Origin of the sequence: Desulfobacula sp. (assembly GCF_030611305.1) — a bacterium.
Lineage (GTDB): Bacteria > Desulfobacterota > Desulfobacteria > Desulfobacterales > Desulfobacteraceae > Desulfobacula.
Map to the genome: position 1 here is coordinate 1 of NZ_JAUWQB010000072.1, position 17,392 is coordinate 17,392.

Here is a 17,392-nt window from a genome sequence, read left to right on the forward strand (position 1 = left end):
CTTGTTCCTGCGTTTTATGGTGCGTACATACATGCCCATATAAAAAGCATGTATTGATATATTTGTCAAGATAAATTTGAGTAGTCGTGTGCCTACAGGTTTTGAACTCAGATTCGATACTCGGCCTGATTTTATTGAATATTTTTACAAAAATCGGTAAAAATGAACCTACAACTGTCGAACACGAGGTAATCTCGGGGTGGCCTGGTATTATAAAAAAGAGTATGAAAAAGCCATTAAAAACTATGATATTGAAATCGAAATGGAACCTGAGAATCATGTGGCATATTTTAACCGGGCCTTTTGCTTTGCTGCACTGGGCAAAAATAAAGAAGCCCTTGATGATCTTTCAAAAACACTGAACCTCAAACCTGATTTTCACTGGGCAACCCGCTATAAGGCCGATCTGCTTGCTCAGCAGGAAAAAGAAGATACCAAACCCGAAACCTATAAAGAAGCTGTTAAACAAGACCCAGGTTCTATGTATGCCCTTCAGGCAGGCGCTTATCTCAACCAGGCAAATGCCAATAATATGAAAACCAAATTGGTCAATAGCGGGGTTGATTCAAGGATACTGATTCTTAAAGATTCCAGGGGCAGGACCTGGTATCTGGTAAGATCAGGAAGTTATGCAAATCAAGATGAAGCCCGAAAGGCTTCCTTATCATTAAAGGATAAAGCTGGCATCGACCCGGTGATTCGTCCTGCCGGCACCTGGTAAAGCAATAATGTCTATACAGATTTGTTGACAGGAAATTCCCGGCACAGCTTTAATACCCTGTTTTTGACCTCTTTTACGACCGCCTTTTTTGTCTGGTTCATCATTGCCATATCCATCAGCTCAATAATCTTTCGTATCTGAGGTTCTCCCATTCCCCTGGCTGAAACAGCTCCGCTTCCCAACCGGATACCGCTGACTTTCCCGGGGGTGTTCTCATCCTGCGGTACCACATTCCGATTCAGGATAATCCCTGCCGACTCCAGACAGTCTTCCGCAGATTTACCTGAAATACCCTTGGATGTCAGGTCAATTAACACTTGGTGATTGTCGGTTCCGCCGCTAATAATATGGTACCCTTTTTCCATCAAGGCTCCGGCCATAATCCTGGCATTTTGAATAGTTTTTTTCTGGATGGAAACAAATTTTTCTTCCCGGGCAAGCTTGAAAATCAACGCCTTTGCAGCTATAAGATTGACAGCACTGGTTCCCTGGCATCCCGGGAACACGGCTTTATCTATTTTTTTCCCAAAAATTTCTTTGCACAGGATTACCCCGCCTCTGCCCCCCATCATGGTTTTGTAACAGGTAAAGGTGACAAAATCACAATGGGGTATGGGGCTCGGGATTAATTTTGCCGCCACAAGGCCGGCCAGGTGGGCCATATCTGCCAGGAAAAAGGCAGATACCTCCCTGGCAATTTGAGACATTTTTTCATAATCAATCAACCTTGGATATGAACTTGCACCGGCAACAATCATTCTGGGTTTCACAAAATGAGCAATTTCCCGGACCTGGTCATAGTCAATCATTTCCGTTTCAGGATTTACCTTATAATGACTGAAATCAAAACATTTGCTGGTAATAGAGGCCTTATGCCCGTGGGAAAGATGACCACCGTGGGGCAGGCTCATGGAGAGTACTCTGTCTCCTGTCTTCAACACACTGAAATAAACTGCCAGGTTGGCGGATGTGCCGCTGTGAGGCTGGACATTGATATATTCGGCCTTAAAAAGTGATTTACCCCTTGTAATGGCCAGATTTTCAACCTTGTCAGCATGAATGCAGCCGGAATGAAACCGTTTCCCCGGATATCCTTCAATGGTTTTTGTATTGAACACTGACCCCATGATCTCCAGGATTGATTGAGGGGAATGATTCTCGGCAGCAATCAGGTTTAATGTGGTTTCAAGCCGATTTTCTTCATCGCTGACAAGTTTGGCCAGATCCGGGTCGTCATTGGATAAATATAACATAGGGTGATTTTTCTCCGATATTGTGACCATTTGGTTAAGTCTTGTTTTTATGGGTTTAACCGTGAATCGGCGTACCGCATGCTTTTAAGGAAACTTCGCCCATGATCTCAGCCAGTGTGGGGTGCGCATGGATAGTATGGGCGATTTCCCTTGCAGTCAATCCTTTCTGGATGGCAAGGGTTGCTTCGGCAATAAGGTCTGTTGCATGGGCACCGATCAAATGAACCCCAAGGACCTTATTCGATTTTTTTTCAACAATCATTTTTGCTGTTCCTGCCAGCTCATCTATGGCCTGGGCTTTCCCAAGGGTTCTGAAATTAACACTGAAAGCTTCCACGTCATATCCTTTTTTTCTGGCTTCAGATTCACTCAATCCAACCGTACCGATTTCCGGCATGGTGAAGATGGCTCCCGGGATCACATCATAATTCATGATACTCTTTTCACCCATGGCATTTTGGGCTGCTATTATTCCTTCATGGGAGGCCACATGGGCCAGCATTACCTTTTGAGGGCCAAGAATATCACCAATGGCATAAACGCCTTCCACGCTGGTTTCCAGCCGTTCATTGGCATCGATCCACCCCTGAGGCGTGGTTTTAAGGTCGATATTTTCCAGCCCTAAATCAGATGAAAGTGCAGATCTTCCAATACAGACCGCCATTTTTTCGGATTTGAGCATATTGATTTTTAATTTTTTGGGTTTTGGATTATCTGTAAACGGGGACATATCCAGATGGACGGAAATCTGATCATTTTTTATGTCGGCGGATTTAACGATGGTATCACAAAAAACTGCGATCTTTCTTTTTTTCATTTCCCTTAACAACAACTTGGAACACTCTTCATCAACAGAAGGCAGGGGAAGTAGTCTTGACAGGGCCTCAACAATGGTCACCTTTGACCCCAAAGCTGAAAATATAAAGGCGAATTCGCAACCGATCACCCCTCCCCCGACAATGACAATAGATTCGGGGATGTCATTCAATTGCAGGATATCATTAGACGACAGGATATGATGATGGTCAAATGGAAAATCAGCAACATTTAATGGTTTTGTTCCTGTGGCAAGAATAAGCTTGTCATAGCCAAGTTCTTTTGTGTTTCCATCGTTAAATGCAACCTCGACAGTCTTTAAGGATTTTATCACTGCCCTGCCCATTTCTACGGCAACACCGCTTTTTTTCAACAAAGCGGCAATCCCTTTTCTCTGGGTCGCAAGAATCTTATCTTTTTTTTCCATCAACGATGTCATATCAGGACTTACACTGCCCTGAACCTTGATACCAAAGTTATCTGCTTTTAAAAATTTAAGAAAAATATCTGCTGAGTTTTTCATAATCTTTGAAGGAATACATCCAAAGTTAAGGCAGGTGCCACCAAGCTCCTCCTTTTCAATCAGGGTTACATCTGCTCCCAACGCTGCTGCCCTGAGGGCTGCAACATATCCTCCCGGCCCTCCTCCAACGACAATAATTTTTGTTACCATACAAGTCTCCGTCCTGTTATTATTAAGGCCATTCAAACAAATTCCCTTAATTTTGATCAAACAAATTTGTTTTTTCATAAATTTGTTTAAATTTTATTTGACAATATCATTGTTGCAAGGTATTTTCCAATAATTATTAAAATAAAATTGTTTTTCCACAAATTTTTAGTTAAAAACGGAGAAACCATGAAGATTGACGATACCAATATTGATATTATCAGAGAATTGAAGCAAGGGAAGAAATCCTTTAAAAAGATTGCTGACAAACTCACCATTACAGAGAATACGGTTAGATCCAGGGTAAATAAGCTCCAGGAAGAAGGCGTCCTTGAGATTTGCGGCCTTGTTGACCCTGCAACACTTCCGGGCCACCGTGTTGTTATCATCGGAATCAAGCTGTCAGGGATGAATCTGGTTCAAAAAGGTAAAGAAATCAGCAAACTTAAAGGGGTTATTTCAGTAAATGTTGTTACAGGAAGATATGACCTGCTGGTTCTTGTTCTTTTTAAAAAAGGCTTTGGCCTGCTTGAATTTTATACCGAAGAAATCGCACAAATTAAGGGCATCAGATCTGTAGAAACATTTGTTGTATATAAATCTTATAATTTAAAGGTTCCCTATATTTTATAGTAAATAAAAATATAAAAGGATTGTTGTCATGAACACCTGTCTAAAAACCACACCTTTGAACAGATGGCATAAAACCGCAGGTGCGAATATGGCTGATTTCGGCGGATTTAACATGCCCTTATGGTATGAAACCGGAGTCAAAAATGAACACCTTGCCGTTTTAAAATCAGCAGGTATATTTGATACCAGTCATATGGCCTGTATCAACGTTAACGGGAATGACGCCTTTGAACTGATCAATTATTGTTTTACAAGGGACATTACCACACTTAAACAAGGTCGTTGTGTATACGGAGCCTTCTTAAATTCAGAAGGCCATTGTATTGATGATGCCATTGTTTACAAATTTTCAGATGTTTTTTTTATGATTTGCGTCAATGCAGGCATGGGTGCGGCCATTGCCCAACACCTTGATGCAAATACAAAAAGTCGGGATGTGAGCATTGAAGATTTATCTGGGAAAATTGCGAAAATGGATATTCAGGGCATCAATTCAGCCCGGATTCTTTCAAAAGTCATTCAGAATCCTGATACGGTTTTAGATATTATGCCGTATTTCTCATTTAAAGGAAACTTTAATGAATCTGTCCTAGGTGAATCTGAAGTCAAATTACTGGATGGCAGGCCGATATTATTATCAAGATCAGGATATACCGGCGAATTTGGATTTGAGATATTCCTTAACCCTGATGCCATCGTTAACCTCTGGGAAGACATTTTATCCGCAGGAAAAGATATCGGCATTACCGCCTGTGGATTGGGTTCCAGGGATTCTCTAAGGGCCGGGGCCTGCCTGCCTCTCTCCCATCAGGACATTGGAAGCTGGAAATTCATAAATCACCCATGGGATTTTGCACTTCCCTATAATAAAGATAAAACGTCTTTTACAAAGAGTTTTCTTGGGGCCGATGCTCTTTCACCCGCAGAGAGGGATTCGTTTACCTATCCGTTTGCAGGAGACTCTTTAAGAAAAGTCCCGGCCGGAGATAATACCCATGTAATAGATGAAACAGGAAAAATAATTGGTAAAGTGCTTACCTGTGCCACTGATATGGGTATCAGCTGGCACAAAGGGAATATTGTGAGCATCGGCTCAAAAAATCTTCCCCGGGATTTAAAAATAAAAGGCATAAGTTGCGGTTTTATCATGGTTTCAAAAAAACTTGAATCGGGTATGACAGTGACGCTTAAAGAAGGCAAAAGAGCGATAACGGCTACTATTATGACAGATATCAGACCTGATCGAACTGCAAGAAAAAAATGGGATAATTTTATTTAACACTTATTAATTGGAGGTTTTTATGAAAGAAATTAATGATCTTAACTTACCCGATGATGTCAAATACACAAAAGATCATGAATGGGCAAAACAAGACAGTGATACCGTAACGGTTGGGATTAATGATTATGCCCAGGATCAGCTGGGGGAAATTGTTTTTGTCGAACTTCCTGAAGTAGGTGATGCATTCTCTGAGGGGGATGAATTTGGAAGTGTAGAGTCTGTAAAGGCAGTTTCGGAAATGTATATCCCCATTTCAGGAGAAATTGTACAGATCAATGAAGCTCTTGAGGATGCACCTGAACTTGTGAACGAATCCTGTTATGATAACGGGTGGATCATCAAAGTAAAACCAGACGATGTTTCCGAACTGGATAATCTTATGGACAAAGCAGCATATCTTGACATGCTGAAAGGATAAACGCCATGCGCTATCTTCCACATACCAAAAAAGATATTGAAACTATGCTTAAGGTCGCAGGACATTCCTCTCTTGATGACCTGTTTAACTGCATACCGGATGATCTGAAAACAAAAAATACTATTGATATTCCGGAAAGCTTGTCCGAGTGGGAGCTCAATGCCCACATGGAAGACCTTGCTTCCGCCAATATCGCCTGTAAAAAATACAATTGTTTTTTGGGGGCAGGCAGCTATGATCATTACATCCCTGCCATTATACCTTACCTTATCTCAAGATCAGAATTTATAACGGCCTATACACCCTATCAACCCGAAGTCAGCCAGGGAACCTTGCAGGGAATTTATGAATTCCAGACCATGGTAACCGAATTGTTGGGAATGGATGTTGCCACAGCCTCCCACTATGATTGCGGAACTGCTCTTGCAGAAGCAGCACTTATTGCACTTAGAAAGAACAAAAAAGTAAATAAGATTGCTGTTTCCGGTCTTGTCCATCCAAGCCACAGACAGATCATTCATACCTATATCAGCCCCACAGGGTATGAAATCATTGAGATCCCCTACACAAAAGAGGGTCTTACAGATGTGGGGGCTCTCAAGGGTATGGATGACATTGCAGGGATAGCTGTTCAATCCCCGAACTTTTTCGGTAATATAGAAGATTTGAAAATCTTTAAGACCATAGCTGATGAAAAAAAGGTGTTGTTTATTACCTCTTTTACCGAAGCGATTGCCTATGGTCTGTTAAAAAATCCAGGCAGTTTTGGCGCCGACCTGGTTGCGGGTGAAGGCCAGAGTCTTGGTATCACCAAATCCTTTGGCGGCCCGGGCCTCGGTTTGCTTGCCGGAACTAAAAAACAAATGAGAAACCTTCCAGGGCGTTTAATCGGAAAAACAAAGGATGCAAATGGTGATGACGGATTTGTTTTGACCCTTGCTACAAGAGAACAGCACATCAGAAGAGAAAAAGCATCCTCCAATATCTGTTCCAACAATGGCCTCAATGCCCTGACCGCAGCAATATATCTTGCAACTACAGGAAAAATCGGCATCAGGGAAATCGCACAGCAAAATCACGATAACGCCGTATATCTTAAAACAAGCCTTGAAAAAGTCGGATTTGAATCTGCTTTTGATACGCCATTTTTTAATGAATTTGTTATGAAAGTCCCTGAGGGATTTGAACAGAAAAGAGATGCCTTGATTAATGACAAATGCACATTTGCAGGAATAAGTCTGGAACCCTTCTATCCTGAGCTGAAAAACCATTATTTATTCTGTGCAACAGAAACTATCTCAAAGGATGATATTGATCAACTGGCAAAGGAGGTACAATAATGAATCAGCAACCTGGAAGAAGCGGTCTTATTTTCAATGAACCGCTGTTATGGGAAAAAAGCCGGGAGGGCCGGTGTGCCATATCCCTGCCAAACTCTGATGTTGACAGGGTTGAACTTGATCCGGAATTGACAGGTGATGCACCTGAACTTCCACAGCTTTCCGAACTGGATGTGGTCCGACATTATACACGGCTTTCCCAATGGAATTTTGGCGTAGACTCCGGCATGTATCCACTGGGTTCCTGCACCATGAAATATAATCCCAAAACCAATGAGGTGCAGGCTGCCCGCCAGGGATTTGCCGGTGCGCACCCGTTTTCCGGGGATGAATTTTCTCAAGGTGCAATGGCGCTTATGTATAATCTTGAGCAATATCTTGCCCAAATAACCGGTTTTAATGCTGTCACCCTTCAACCGGCTGCCGGTGCCCACGGAGAGCTTGCAGGCATGCTCATGATCCATGCGTATCATGCAAAAATGGGAAAACAGCGATCCAAGATCATTATCCCGGATACCGCGCATGGTACTAATCCTGCCAGTGCCACCCTTTGCGGCTATGAATCCATCAATGTCAAATCCGGAGAAAAAGGAATTCTCGAACCTGAAATAATTGCCGCTGTCATGGACGAAGATACCGCAGGTATCATGGTGACCAATCCCAATACCCTGGGGCTTTTTGAATCCAATATCAAAGAGATAGCCGATATTGTCCATGCAAAAGGCGGGCTTGTCTATGGTGACGGTGCCAACATGAATGCTATCATGGGTATTGTTAAGCCGGGTGAAATCGGAATCGACGTTCTTCATTTAAATCTTCACAAAACGTTTTCAACTCCCCATGGCGGAGGGGGGCCGGGATCAGGACCTGTTGCGGTTACCAAAGCCCTTGAACCCTTTTTGCCCATACCAAGAGTTGAAAAGAAACTGGATTCCTATAAATTTGTTACGGATTGTCCTGATACCATTGGCAGACTTCATACCTTTTACGGACATTTTGGAGTCATGGTCAGAGCCTATTCATACATCCTTTCCATGGGAGCCAAGGAGCTTAAAAATGCCAGCACTCTCGCTGTTCTCAATGCAAATTACATCAAGGAAAGCCTGAAGGGAACGCTTAACCTTCCTTATGATCTGCCATGTATGCATGAATGTGTATTTAATGATGAATTTCAGAAAAAAGATCACATTACCACCATGGATATGGCAAAAAGACTTCTGGATTATGGTTTTCATCCTCCCACTGTCTACTTCCCGCTGGTTGTGGAAGGTGCATTTATGGTAGAACCCACCGAAACCGAATCAAAAGAGGATATTGATCAGTTTATTAATGCGGTAAAAGCCATTGTTAAAGAAGCCAAAGATGATCCTGAAAAGCTTAAAAAAGCACCGCTTTTGACAAAAGTCACGCGGCTTGATGAAGTTACAGCAGCAAGAAAACCATGCCTGAGAGGTTAAACCTGTCAAAGCGCTCTGCTGTATTCATGGACCTGGGTCTATTGGAATACGGCAAAGCGCTTGATATTCAGATACAGACATTACACTCAAAGATCAATAAATCTGTAAAAGAAGATTGGATTTTCTTTGTTGAGCACCCTCCTGTTTTCACGCTCGGGAAAAGAGGTGGAGAAGAGAACTTGGTTGTTTCAAGAGATTTTTTAACTGCAAAAAATGTTGGTATTGTTCAAACTGACCGGGGGGGAAATATCACCTATCATGGCCCTGGCCAAGCTGTCATGTATCCAATAGTCGATCTTGGAAAAAATAAAATAGGGGTAAAGGATTTCGTCCACGGCCTTGAAGAAATCATGAAGCTCACTGCAATGGATTTTAACATTGATGCAGACAGAAACCAAAGAAATCATGGCATCTGGGTTAGAAATTCAAAGATCGGAAGTGTAGGAATTTCAATCAAGAAAGGGATATCCTTTCATGGCCTTGCCATGAATATCAATCCTGATCTTGAGCCTTTTTCATGGATCAATCCCTGTGGTCTTACCAATGTATCCATGACATCCATTGAAAAAGAAATAAAACTCAGCGCAAACAATTATGACCTGTCCGATTATGATCTGGCAATGGAACGGATAAAGAATGCCTTTGTAAAGCATTTTTCATCCGTATTTAACTATTCAATCATAAGAAACAATGATTATTCAAAAAAAACGAAAAAGCAGCAAGCCGTCGTGGCTTAAAAAAAGCCTTCCCAAAGGCGGAGATTATCAACGGGTACGAGGCCTTCTGTCAAAAGCCAGACTGCACACAGTCTGCCAGGAAGCCAATTGTCCCAATATGTTTGAATGTTTTTCGAAAAATACATCCACCTTTATGATTTTAGGATCTGAATGTACACGGAACTGTAGATTTTGCAATGTTATCCCCGGCAGTCCTCTACCGGTTGATTCTGACGAACCCATGAGAGTTGCCAAGGCAGCCCTTGATTTAAACTTAAAATATGTTGTGGTAACATCTGTTACAAGAGATGACCTTGAAGATGGCGGCGCTTCTCATTTTGCAGATACAATTAAGGCCATTAAGGCCGCTCTGCCGGATGATCCGAAAGTTGAGGTTTTGATTCCCGATTTCCAGGGAAATATCGAGGCGTTGAAGATAGTTGTATGTGCAAAACCGGATGTATTGAACCATAATATTGAAACCATTCCCTCGCTCTACCCTTCTGTAAGGCCTGAAGCCAACTATCAGCAATCCCTTGATCTTTTGCAGAATGTACATACAATTGACGATTCAATGCCGGTCAAATCAGGAATCATGGTTGGCTTAGGAGAAACCATGGAAGAACTTGAACAGACCATGGCAGATCTTTTCAATCATGGCTGTGATATCTTAACTCTTGGTCAATATCTTCAGCCCACAAAAGCCCATCTTAAAGTTGAAAAATATTATTCCCCTGATGTATTTAAAGCACTTGAAAAAAAAGCCAGATGTATTGGATTTGAAAGAGTGGCCGCAGGACCTTTTGTTCGAAGCTCCTATAACGCCCAGGATCTATTTGGCTCCTAAGTACATTTTTTTTTAAAATTACCTGCTGTACTGATTTCAATATAAGATGTACCCTGCTTAACATCAAAGCTGCCTGCAAGAACAATAATCAAGTCATCTTCTTTAAATTGTTTATCATCTAACAACCGGCATATGGATTGTTTCAAGGGTTCTGTATTGGCGATATCCATTAGGATATGGTCTGAAAAAACTCCAAATGACAGGGATAATTGCCGCATCAAGCGTTTGTTGTATACTTGGGCATATATGGGATTGTCTCCCCTGTAAGCTGCAAGGGCAAGTATCGATTCGCCCGTTAGAGAATCAGCCACAATGGCTTTTGTGTTCAGTCTTAAAGAAGCTTTAACAGCTGACTTGGCAAGATAGGCCGTAATTTTATTTTCAAGGGTATAAGGAACATTAATAAAGCTGCTCTTCTTGTCCTCCACTTCTCTGGCAATCTTTGCCATGGTTCTGACAGCCACCTCAGGATATTTTCCATTGGCTGTTTCTCCTGAAAGCATGAGGGCGTCTGCATGATCCAGACAGGCATTGGCAACATCTGACACCTCTGCCCTTGTGGGTCTGGGCGATTCGATCATGGAATGCAGGATTTGGGTGGCAACAATCACCGGCCTTCTTTTTTCAATGCAGGTCATGACAATCTGTTTTTGAATCAAGGGGATTTGTTCTGTGGGGATTTCAACTGCCAGATCACCCCTTGCAATCATCACCCCATAGGCATGATCGAGAATCTCACACAGATTTTCAACACCCTGGGAGTTCTCAATTTTTGCAATAATTTTTATAGCTGATTTTTTTCTATCCAAAATCTTTTGAACGGCTATGACATCGTTTTCATTTCTCACAAAAGAATGGGCAATAAAATCCAGATCATTATCAGCGGCAAACTCAATAAATCTTTTGTCTTTCTCACTTAAAGCCGGAAGTTTCACATGAACGGACGGGATGTTGATACTTTTTCTGGCATTGATCACCCCATCATTTTCCACATGGCAGGTTAAATACTTGTCATCCTTATCCATGACCGCCAGTGCAATGTATCCGTCATCAATCATTATGGAACTGCCGATGGGAATATCCTTAACAAAATCCTCATAAGAGACACAGATAACCTTGCCTTTGGATTTTTCACCGGGGGCGCCTTTAATTCTTATGGTGTCCCCATATTTTACTGCCAAAGGTTTGTCGTTATCACAGGTTCTGATCTCAGGGCCTTTGGTATCTATGAGAATCCCTATTTTATCAGACACCTGTCTTATATTTTTGATCACTTTCAAGGCATCATCACGGGTCATGTGGGCAGTGTTCAGCCGGACAACGTTCATGCCTGCCCGATAAAGTCTTCCAATAAACTTAGGCGAACACTTTAAATTAGAAATGGTGGCGACGATTTTGGTTTTCTTCGGCATACACAAACCCTCCTTTACTACAGGTGTTGATGATAAAATTTTCTATGGCCGTTTTAGCATCAAAAGACGAAGATTTCAGTCTGTAATCCAGGTCACTTAAAAAAATTAATGATTGATTCAGCTCATTTAAAGAAAAATTCTCAGATTTTTGAAATACCTGGAACACAGGGTATGCATTCTGGGGATTGGGGGCAAGAAAAAGATCATTTGCCTTTCCTTTTTTTTTCTTTGTGCTTTCCCTTGATAGATATTCATCCTGCCCTTCAATAGCAGTTTTTGTCTGTTCATCATGAGCTATAATTTTGGGAAGCACGACCTGTTTGAAAGAATTAAAATTTACTTTTTTAAGGTCCGTGTTTTTATTTTTTTGATAAAATTGCTGGGTAAAACATTTCACCAGAATCAATTTTCGAATTTGATTTTCAAATGATTTTAATATCTGCAGGGGATGAAACCCTTCATTAAAAAGTGAATTTAAATAAAAAAGTGCGTTTTTAATGTCTTTCGCCATAAACGCATTGGTTAAATTAAATATGGGATCTTTTTTATCCCTTTTTACAACAGCTTTTACATCTGCTATTGAAATTGCCTGATTCTTACCGGAAAATGCGATCAGCTTTTCCAGATTCTGGGATAAAAGGTCAAGATTAAATCCTGTCAAATCCACCAGGGCATGAAAGGCCTGATTGTCGATGGTTTTTTCAGACTTTGACAGGATCTGACCCGCAACACTTTGCAACACAGTTCTCTGCTCATCCATGTCTGTTTTTCTTGCCCCTGCGGGAACAGAGCAGTCAATAATTAATCCTTTGTCCGCTAGTGCCTTATATATCTTTTTTCTTTTATCTATACGGGTGGTTGTGAGAATTAGAAAATGATTTAAAGGAATGCCTTTTTGAATAAAATCAATCAGATGGTCAAGGTCTGATTGTGAAAAATTGATATACTGACTACCCTGTTGTGTTTGAAACAAAGGGGCGTTTTTGACTGCCACAATTTTTTTGGAAACAAGAAATGAAAAGGTGGAGACCTGCTCAATGACATCCCCCATGGAAACAGAACCGCCTTCAAGGGTTTCCAGGGCAAACTGCATATTATTATTTCCAACCAAAAAAGAAGATGTGGTTTTAAACGCCTGTTTTACCAGATATGGCTCACCGTAAATCAGGACCGAACCAGGGATATCATCTTCTTGAAGAGAGTTGAAAAATGAGTCTAATTTATTATGTTTAACGTTGTTTTTATTTTGGGCCATGAGAAGGTCTTGAAAATTTAATTAAAAGGATAAAGGCAATCAGAGAAACCATCAGCCCGATTCCCTGTGACATGGAAATAAACTCAAAAAAGAAATCTCCTCTGAAATCCCCCCGAAAAAATTCAACAATGGATCTGAATAATGAATAAAGCATGATATAGCTTAAAAACACCATGCCGTTAAATTTCTTTCTTTTCTGAAGCCACAAGAGAACAAAAAACAGGATCAGGTTTGAAAATACTGAATAAATCTGGGTCGGATGCAGATACACTCCTATGGGTGCGAGACTTTCAGGGTTTGTAAATTTAACGGCAATGGGCAGGTCACACTCTTTCCCATAGCAGCACCCCGCAAAAAAACAGCCGACCCTTCCCACAGCATGGCCCAGGGCAACGCCCGGTGAGATAATATCAGCGGTTTTCCAGATGTTTAGGTTTTTCAATTTCAGGTAAATGGCTGTAGCCACAACAGCAGAAATAAATCCACCGAAAAAGACGAGTCCCCCATTCCAGATCTTAAAGATGTCCAACAGATTGCTTTTATAAACGTCAAAATTGATCAATACGTATAAGAGGCGTGCGCCCAAAAGAGCAGATACCAGGATAACAAAAAAAATATCGGTAATGATCCCGGAGGATATGCCATGGGGTTTTGCATTTTTTTGAGAAACCCACATCGCTGTCATAAATCCCAGGGCAACAAAAAGACCATAGGTGTAAAGATTAAAACTGCCGATATGGAGGAGAACAGGATGCATATACTTGCCTTTAAAAATCCGGGACTTTATTAAAAACAATGTGGTAGATCAATATACCCATTCCAACACTGATGGCGCTGTCAGCAACATTGAATGCCGGCCAATGGACAGACCCCATATAAAAATCAAGGAAATCCACGACCTTGCCATACCGGAATCTGTCAATCAGGTTTCCGATTGCACCCCCGAAAATTAAGGCCAGCCCATAGGAAAGAAAAATAAAGTCTGCTGCGCATCTTTTGTAAAACCATAAAACAAAAAGGGCAATCACAGACGACATGAACAGAAAAATAAATTTTCTGATTTCAGGGGACTGGGAAGCAAAAAAACCAAAGGCACCGCCCGGATTCAGGATATGGGTAATATTAAAAAATTTTTCTATAACAATGATATTATCATATAAAGCAAGATTTGTTTTGATTATATATTTGGTGATCTGGTCAGCAAAGATGACACATCCACTGACCAGAATTAATCTAAGCCATACTTTTGAAATCAGATTCACTTTACGTGTGACCTTCAGGTTACAATATCTTTTTTAAAGCCGTTGCACATCGCACACAGGTGGTGGGATGATCTGCATCATTGCCAATGGTGGTATCAAACCGCCAGCATCTTTCACACTTTTCACCGCTTGCTTTCTTGACTTTAATAGAAAGCCCTTCAATCTCTTTCCCCTGATAGGCTGTGTCATCAAGGGTATCCACAAGCACAGCACTTGATACAATAAAAATATCATTGAGATTTTCATTTAAATTCTGAACCTGAACTTTTAGTTGTGTATCAGGCAGTTTGATTTCAAGGGCTGCATCCAAAGGATGACCGATCAATTTTTCGGTTCTTGCTTCTTCCAGAGCTTTGGTGACTTCACCTCTCAAGCTTCTGATGTTCTCCCAGATATCCGCCAGTTCTTTGTCTTCCCATTCATCATTAAGCTCAACCATGGATTTAAGATGAATACTGTCTTTTTGATCCGAACTTCTGGGCATGTGCTGGTATATTTCATCTGCTGTAAACGGTAGAATCGGAGCCATAATCTTTACAATGGCATCCAGAATAATAAACATCACGGTCTGGGCATCGCGCCGCAATGGATCTGCCGCAGGAGAGGTATACAACCTGTCCTTTATAATATCCAGATAAAAAGAAGACAGATCCACTACACAAAAATTATGCAGGGTATGATAAATGGTATGGAACTCATATTTGTCATAGGATGTGAGTGCCCGTTTTACCACATGATGAAGTCTGTGAAGAATGAACCTGTCAAGCTCGGACATTTCTTTAATGGATCTTAAATCCTTTGTGACGTCAAAATCGGAAAAATTACCCAGCATAAACCGGCAGGTGTTTCTGATACGCCGGTATGCATCTGACAATTGTTTAATAATATTATTGGAGATACTCACATCTCCCTTGTAGTCAGCCGAAGTTACCCAAAGCCTTAGTACATCAGCGCCATACTGTTTAATCACAGAGTCAGGCGCCACAACATTTCCTACAGACTTGGACATCTTCCTGCCATTTTCATCTACGACAAACCCATGGGTGAGAACGGCTTTATAGGGTGCCTTGCCTGTTCTTCCGACACCGGTCAGCAAAGAAGAGTGAAACCAGCCTCTGTGCTGGTCACTCCCCTCAAGGTAGAGGTCTGCGGGCCGTACAAGCCCTTCTCTTTCATCCAGAACTGCTGCATGGCTCACACCTGAATCAAACCATACATCCAGAATATTATGATCCTTTGTAAAGTCAATGGATCCGCATTTTTCACATTTGGCACCATCAGGCATCAAAAATTTTGCATCTTTGTCAAACCAGATATCAGAAGAGTGCTCTGTGAATAATTCATGGATTTTGTCAACAGATTCCCTTGTGACATAGATTTGCCGACACTCTCTGCAATGAAATATCGGAATGGGAACACCCCAGGAACGCTGCCTTGAAAGACACCAGTCAGGGCGGTTTTCTATCATGGAATAGATTCTTTCCCGGCCCCATGATGGAATCCAGTGAACATTATTGATTTCATCAAGGGTTTTCTGCCGAAGTTTAAGCTTATCCATGGAGATAAACCATTGAGGTGTTGCCCTGTATATAACAGGTTTTTTACACCGCCAGCAATGGGGATAGGAATGTGACATGTTTTCATTTTTTAACAGGCGATTCAGACTGTCCAGCTTCTCATTAATATTTTTATTGGCTTTAAAAATAAATTCACCGGCAAAATGCTCCACATCCTTTGAAAACACGCCATTGTCTTCAACCGGTGAATAACACTCCAATCCGTATTTTTTACCCACAATATGATCATCTGCGCCATGCCCGGGTGCTGTGTGAACGCAGCCTGTACCGGCATCAAGCGTTACATGATCTCCCAAAATAATCAAAGAATCCCTGTCATAAATCGGGTGCTTACATTTTTTATTTTCAAGATCCTTTGAGGAAAACTCTTTTAAAATTGAATAATTTTCAAATCCCAAGGTTTTCATTACCGGGTCTGCCAGATCCCTGGCAACAATCAGAATCCCATGGTCTTCCGTCTTGACCGCTGCATAGACAAAATCCGGGTGAAGACAAATGCCCAAATTGGCAGGAATAGTCCAAGGGGTTGTGGTCCAGATCACAACAAATATATCTTCTTCAACACCCGGCAGAATATCGGACAGATCATCTTTTACCGGAAACTTCACAAAAATGGACGGAGAAGTATGGTCATGATATTCAATCTCAGCTTCGGCAAGGGCGGTCTGGCAGTTACAGCACCAGTAAATAGGCTTTTTGCCTAAAAACATATCTCCTGAGAGTGCAAACTCTCCGCACTCTTTGGCAATCCTGGCTTCATAGGGGTAATTCATTGTCAGATAAGGGTTGTCCCATTCACCCATGACACCGAACCGTTTGAATTCCTCACTTTGAATATCGACAAACCTGGCAGCATAAGATCTGCATTCCCTTCGAACCTGAACGTTTGTCATCTCTCTTTTCTTTTTCCCAAGCTTTTTGTCCACATTATGTTCAATGGGAAGTCCGTGGCAATCCCAGCCCGGAATATACGGGGCATTAAACCCGGCCATTTGTTTTGATCGAACGACAATATCTTTTAAAATTTTATTGATTGCATGTCCCATGTGCAAATGACCATTTGCATACGGAGGGCCGTCATGGAGAATAAAGAGTTCCCTGTCTCTGGATTGTTCTCTTAATTTCTGATAGATTTTCTTTTCTTCCCATTCTTTTAACTGCTGGGGTTCACGTTGCGGAAGATTGGCCTTCATGGCAAATTTTGTTGACGGCAGATTCAAAGTTTTCTTATATTCCATTGTTCCTCCGGTATTCGGATCAGTTGGTGTTCAATAGTTGAGCCTTTCTTTGTACGGCCAAATCGTTAAAATGTCAAGAAATAACAAGTAAAATCAAGATGATCGCAAGTAACTTTTTTTAAACCCAGCCACATGCCCGTTCAGGCTGGTTCACATTTCCGTCGCGGGATAGAACGTTTTGACAGGCTCTATGTCTGACTTCACTTGTGGTGGAAAAACTCGCTGCGCTCAAACAATTCCCACTAAATTTACTATGGCAGCGGGGAATAAAAGAAATTCAGATACTGTATGTTGTGGTAGGGTAATTTTAAATAAAATGCGGACTCCACAGAGGATAGTTCTCAGGGTTTATGGACAATGAAATAAGAAACCCTATAGCCAGAGTACCAGAACTTTTGTCAAACATTTTTTGTAAATATTTTTAGACAACACTCCTCTCTCCCGATTTGAATCGGTTTTTTTAAATATCTAAACCGGATTGATTCAAAAAAACAA

General features: G+C 41.4%; 15 protein-coding genes. 8 read left to right on the forward strand and 7 right to left on the reverse strand.

What is annotated here, in order from left to right; genetic code table 11:
- Positions 1 to 199: 199 nt before the first annotated feature.
- A complete protein-coding gene (locus QAI40_RS12925; RefSeq protein WP_299982837.1) occupies positions 200 to 721 on the forward strand; it encodes an SPOR domain-containing protein in 522 nt (173 codons plus the stop codon).
- A gap of 11 nt (positions 722 to 732) precedes the next feature.
- Here the strand turns inward: QAI40_RS12925 and glyA are convergent, their stop codons facing one another.
- Both glyA and lpdA read right to left on the reverse strand, forming a co-directional pair.
- On the reverse strand, positions 733 to 1,974 hold the full coding sequence (gene glyA / locus QAI40_RS12930) for a serine hydroxymethyltransferase (RefSeq protein WP_299982839.1): 1,242 nt from the start codon (positions 1,972 to 1,974) through the stop codon (positions 733 to 735).
- A 55-nt stretch (positions 1,975 to 2,029) separates the two neighbouring features.
- Positions 2,030 to 3,463 carry a dihydrolipoyl dehydrogenase gene (gene lpdA / locus QAI40_RS12935; protein WP_299982841.1) on the reverse strand — a complete coding sequence of 478 codons (1,434 nt, stop codon included), beginning with the start codon at positions 3,461 to 3,463 and terminating at the stop codon, positions 2,030 to 2,032.
- A 186-nt stretch (positions 3,464 to 3,649) separates the two neighbouring features.
- Here lpdA and QAI40_RS12940 point away from each other — a divergent pair, with 186 nt between their 5' ends.
- From QAI40_RS12940 to lipA, 7 genes are read left to right on the forward strand one after another with little or no spacing between them, the layout of a single operon-like run.
- Positions 3,650 to 4,093: an Lrp/AsnC family transcriptional regulator gene (locus QAI40_RS12940; RefSeq protein WP_299982844.1), complete on the forward strand. Its 444-nt coding sequence runs from the start codon at positions 3,650 to 3,652 to the stop codon at positions 4,091 to 4,093.
- 28 nt (positions 4,094 to 4,121) lie between these two features.
- Positions 4,122 to 5,372, forward strand: coding sequence for an aminomethyltransferase family protein (locus QAI40_RS12945; protein ID WP_299982847.1), 1,251 nt, complete (start codon positions 4,122 to 4,124; stop codon positions 5,370 to 5,372).
- Between the two features lie 22 nt (positions 5,373 to 5,394).
- On the forward strand, positions 5,395 to 5,793 hold the full coding sequence (gene gcvH, locus QAI40_RS12950) for a glycine cleavage system protein GcvH (protein WP_299982849.1): 399 nt from the start codon (positions 5,395 to 5,397) through the stop codon (positions 5,791 to 5,793).
- A gap of 5 nt (positions 5,794 to 5,798) precedes the next feature.
- A complete protein-coding gene (gene gcvPA / locus QAI40_RS12955; protein ID WP_299982851.1) occupies positions 5,799 to 7,133 on the forward strand; it encodes an aminomethyl-transferring glycine dehydrogenase subunit GcvPA in 1,335 nt (444 codons plus the stop codon).
- Entirely contained in the window at positions 7,133 to 8,590 is a 1,458-nt protein-coding gene (gene gcvPB, locus QAI40_RS12960; protein WP_299982854.1) for an aminomethyl-transferring glycine dehydrogenase subunit GcvPB, read from the forward strand. Before gcvPA ends, gcvPB begins: the two co-directional genes overlap by 1 nt.
- The gene (gene lipB / locus QAI40_RS12965; protein ID WP_299982857.1) at positions 8,575 to 9,327 is read left to right on the forward strand and encodes a lipoyl(octanoyl) transferase LipB; all 753 of its coding nucleotides are present in this window, start codon (positions 8,575 to 8,577) and stop codon (positions 9,325 to 9,327) included. Before gcvPB ends, lipB begins: the two co-directional genes overlap by 16 nt.
- A complete protein-coding gene (gene lipA, locus QAI40_RS12970) occupies positions 9,281 to 10,153 on the forward strand; it encodes a lipoyl synthase (RefSeq protein WP_299982860.1) in 873 nt (290 codons plus the stop codon). Before lipB ends, lipA begins: the two co-directional genes overlap by 47 nt.
- On the opposite strand, the gene pyk is transcribed toward lipA, so the two are convergent.
- Genes pyk through ileS form a run of 5 tightly spaced genes read right to left on the reverse strand, consistent with a single transcriptional unit; the run spans position 10,150 to position 16,897 of the window.
- The gene (gene pyk / locus QAI40_RS12975; RefSeq protein ID WP_299982862.1) at positions 10,150 to 11,565 is read right to left on the reverse strand and encodes a pyruvate kinase; all 1,416 of its coding nucleotides are present in this window, start codon (positions 11,563 to 11,565) and stop codon (positions 10,150 to 10,152) included. The two genes, lipA and pyk, sit on opposite strands and share 4 nt — an antisense overlap.
- Positions 11,528 to 12,820, reverse strand: coding sequence for a DNA polymerase III subunit delta (gene holA, locus QAI40_RS12980; protein WP_299982864.1), 1,293 nt, complete (start codon positions 12,818 to 12,820; stop codon positions 11,528 to 11,530). The genes pyk and holA overlap by 38 nt, the downstream gene beginning before the upstream one ends.
- The gene (lgt, locus tag QAI40_RS12985; protein ID WP_299982867.1) at positions 12,807 to 13,577 is read right to left on the reverse strand and encodes a prolipoprotein diacylglyceryl transferase; all 771 of its coding nucleotides are present in this window, start codon (positions 13,575 to 13,577) and stop codon (positions 12,807 to 12,809) included. The genes holA and lgt overlap by 14 nt, the downstream gene beginning before the upstream one ends.
- A gap of 10 nt (positions 13,578 to 13,587) precedes the next feature.
- Positions 13,588 to 14,082 (reverse strand): signal peptidase II, encoded by a 495-nt coding sequence (gene lspA, locus QAI40_RS12990; protein WP_331520851.1) that lies wholly within the window; start codon positions 14,080 to 14,082, stop codon positions 13,588 to 13,590.
- Positions 14,083 to 14,101: 19 nt separating this feature from the next.
- Positions 14,102 to 16,897: an isoleucine--tRNA ligase gene (gene ileS, locus QAI40_RS12995; protein ID WP_299982870.1), complete on the reverse strand. Its 2,796-nt coding sequence runs from the start codon at positions 16,895 to 16,897 to the stop codon at positions 14,102 to 14,104.
- Positions 16,898 to 17,392 lie beyond the last annotated feature (495 nt).

What these genes read in the sequence shown, in the direction of transcription:
- glyA (WP_299982839.1), bottom strand. Translation starts at nt 1,974, where the DNA reads ATGTTATATTTATCCAATGACGACCCGGATCTGGCCAAACTTGTCAGC.
- lpdA (WP_299982841.1), bottom strand. Translation starts at nt 3,463, where the DNA reads ATGGTAACAAAAATTATTGTCGTTGGAGGAGGGCCGGGAGGATATGTT.
- QAI40_RS12940 (WP_299982844.1), top strand. Translation starts at nt 3,650, where the DNA reads ATGAAGATTGACGATACCAATATTGATATTATCAGAGAATTGAAGCAA.
- QAI40_RS12945 (WP_299982847.1), top strand. Translation starts at nt 4,122, where the DNA reads ATGAACACCTGTCTAAAAACCACACCTTTGAACAGATGGCATAAAACC.
- gcvH (WP_299982849.1), top strand. Translation starts at nt 5,395, where the DNA reads ATGAAAGAAATTAATGATCTTAACTTACCCGATGATGTCAAATACACA.
- gcvPA (WP_299982851.1), top strand. Translation starts at nt 5,799, where the DNA reads ATGCGCTATCTTCCACATACCAAAAAAGATATTGAAACTATGCTTAAG.
- gcvPB (WP_299982854.1), top strand. Translation starts at nt 7,133, where the DNA reads ATGAATCAGCAACCTGGAAGAAGCGGTCTTATTTTCAATGAACCGCTG.
- lipB (WP_299982857.1), top strand. Translation starts at nt 8,575, where the DNA reads ATGCCTGAGAGGTTAAACCTGTCAAAGCGCTCTGCTGTATTCATGGAC.
- lipA (WP_299982860.1), top strand. Translation starts at nt 9,281, where the DNA reads ATGATTATTCAAAAAAAACGAAAAAGCAGCAAGCCGTCGTGGCTTAAA.
- pyk (WP_299982862.1), bottom strand. Translation starts at nt 11,565, where the DNA reads ATGCCGAAGAAAACCAAAATCGTCGCCACCATTTCTAATTTAAAGTGT.
- holA (WP_299982864.1), bottom strand. Translation starts at nt 12,820, where the DNA reads ATGGCCCAAAATAAAAACAACGTTAAACATAATAAATTAGACTCATTT.
- lgt (WP_299982867.1), bottom strand. Translation starts at nt 13,577, where the DNA reads ATGCATCCTGTTCTCCTCCATATCGGCAGTTTTAATCTTTACACCTAT.
- ileS (WP_299982870.1), bottom strand. Translation starts at nt 16,897, where the DNA reads ATGGAATATAAGAAAACTTTGAATCTGCCGTCAACAAAATTTGCCATG.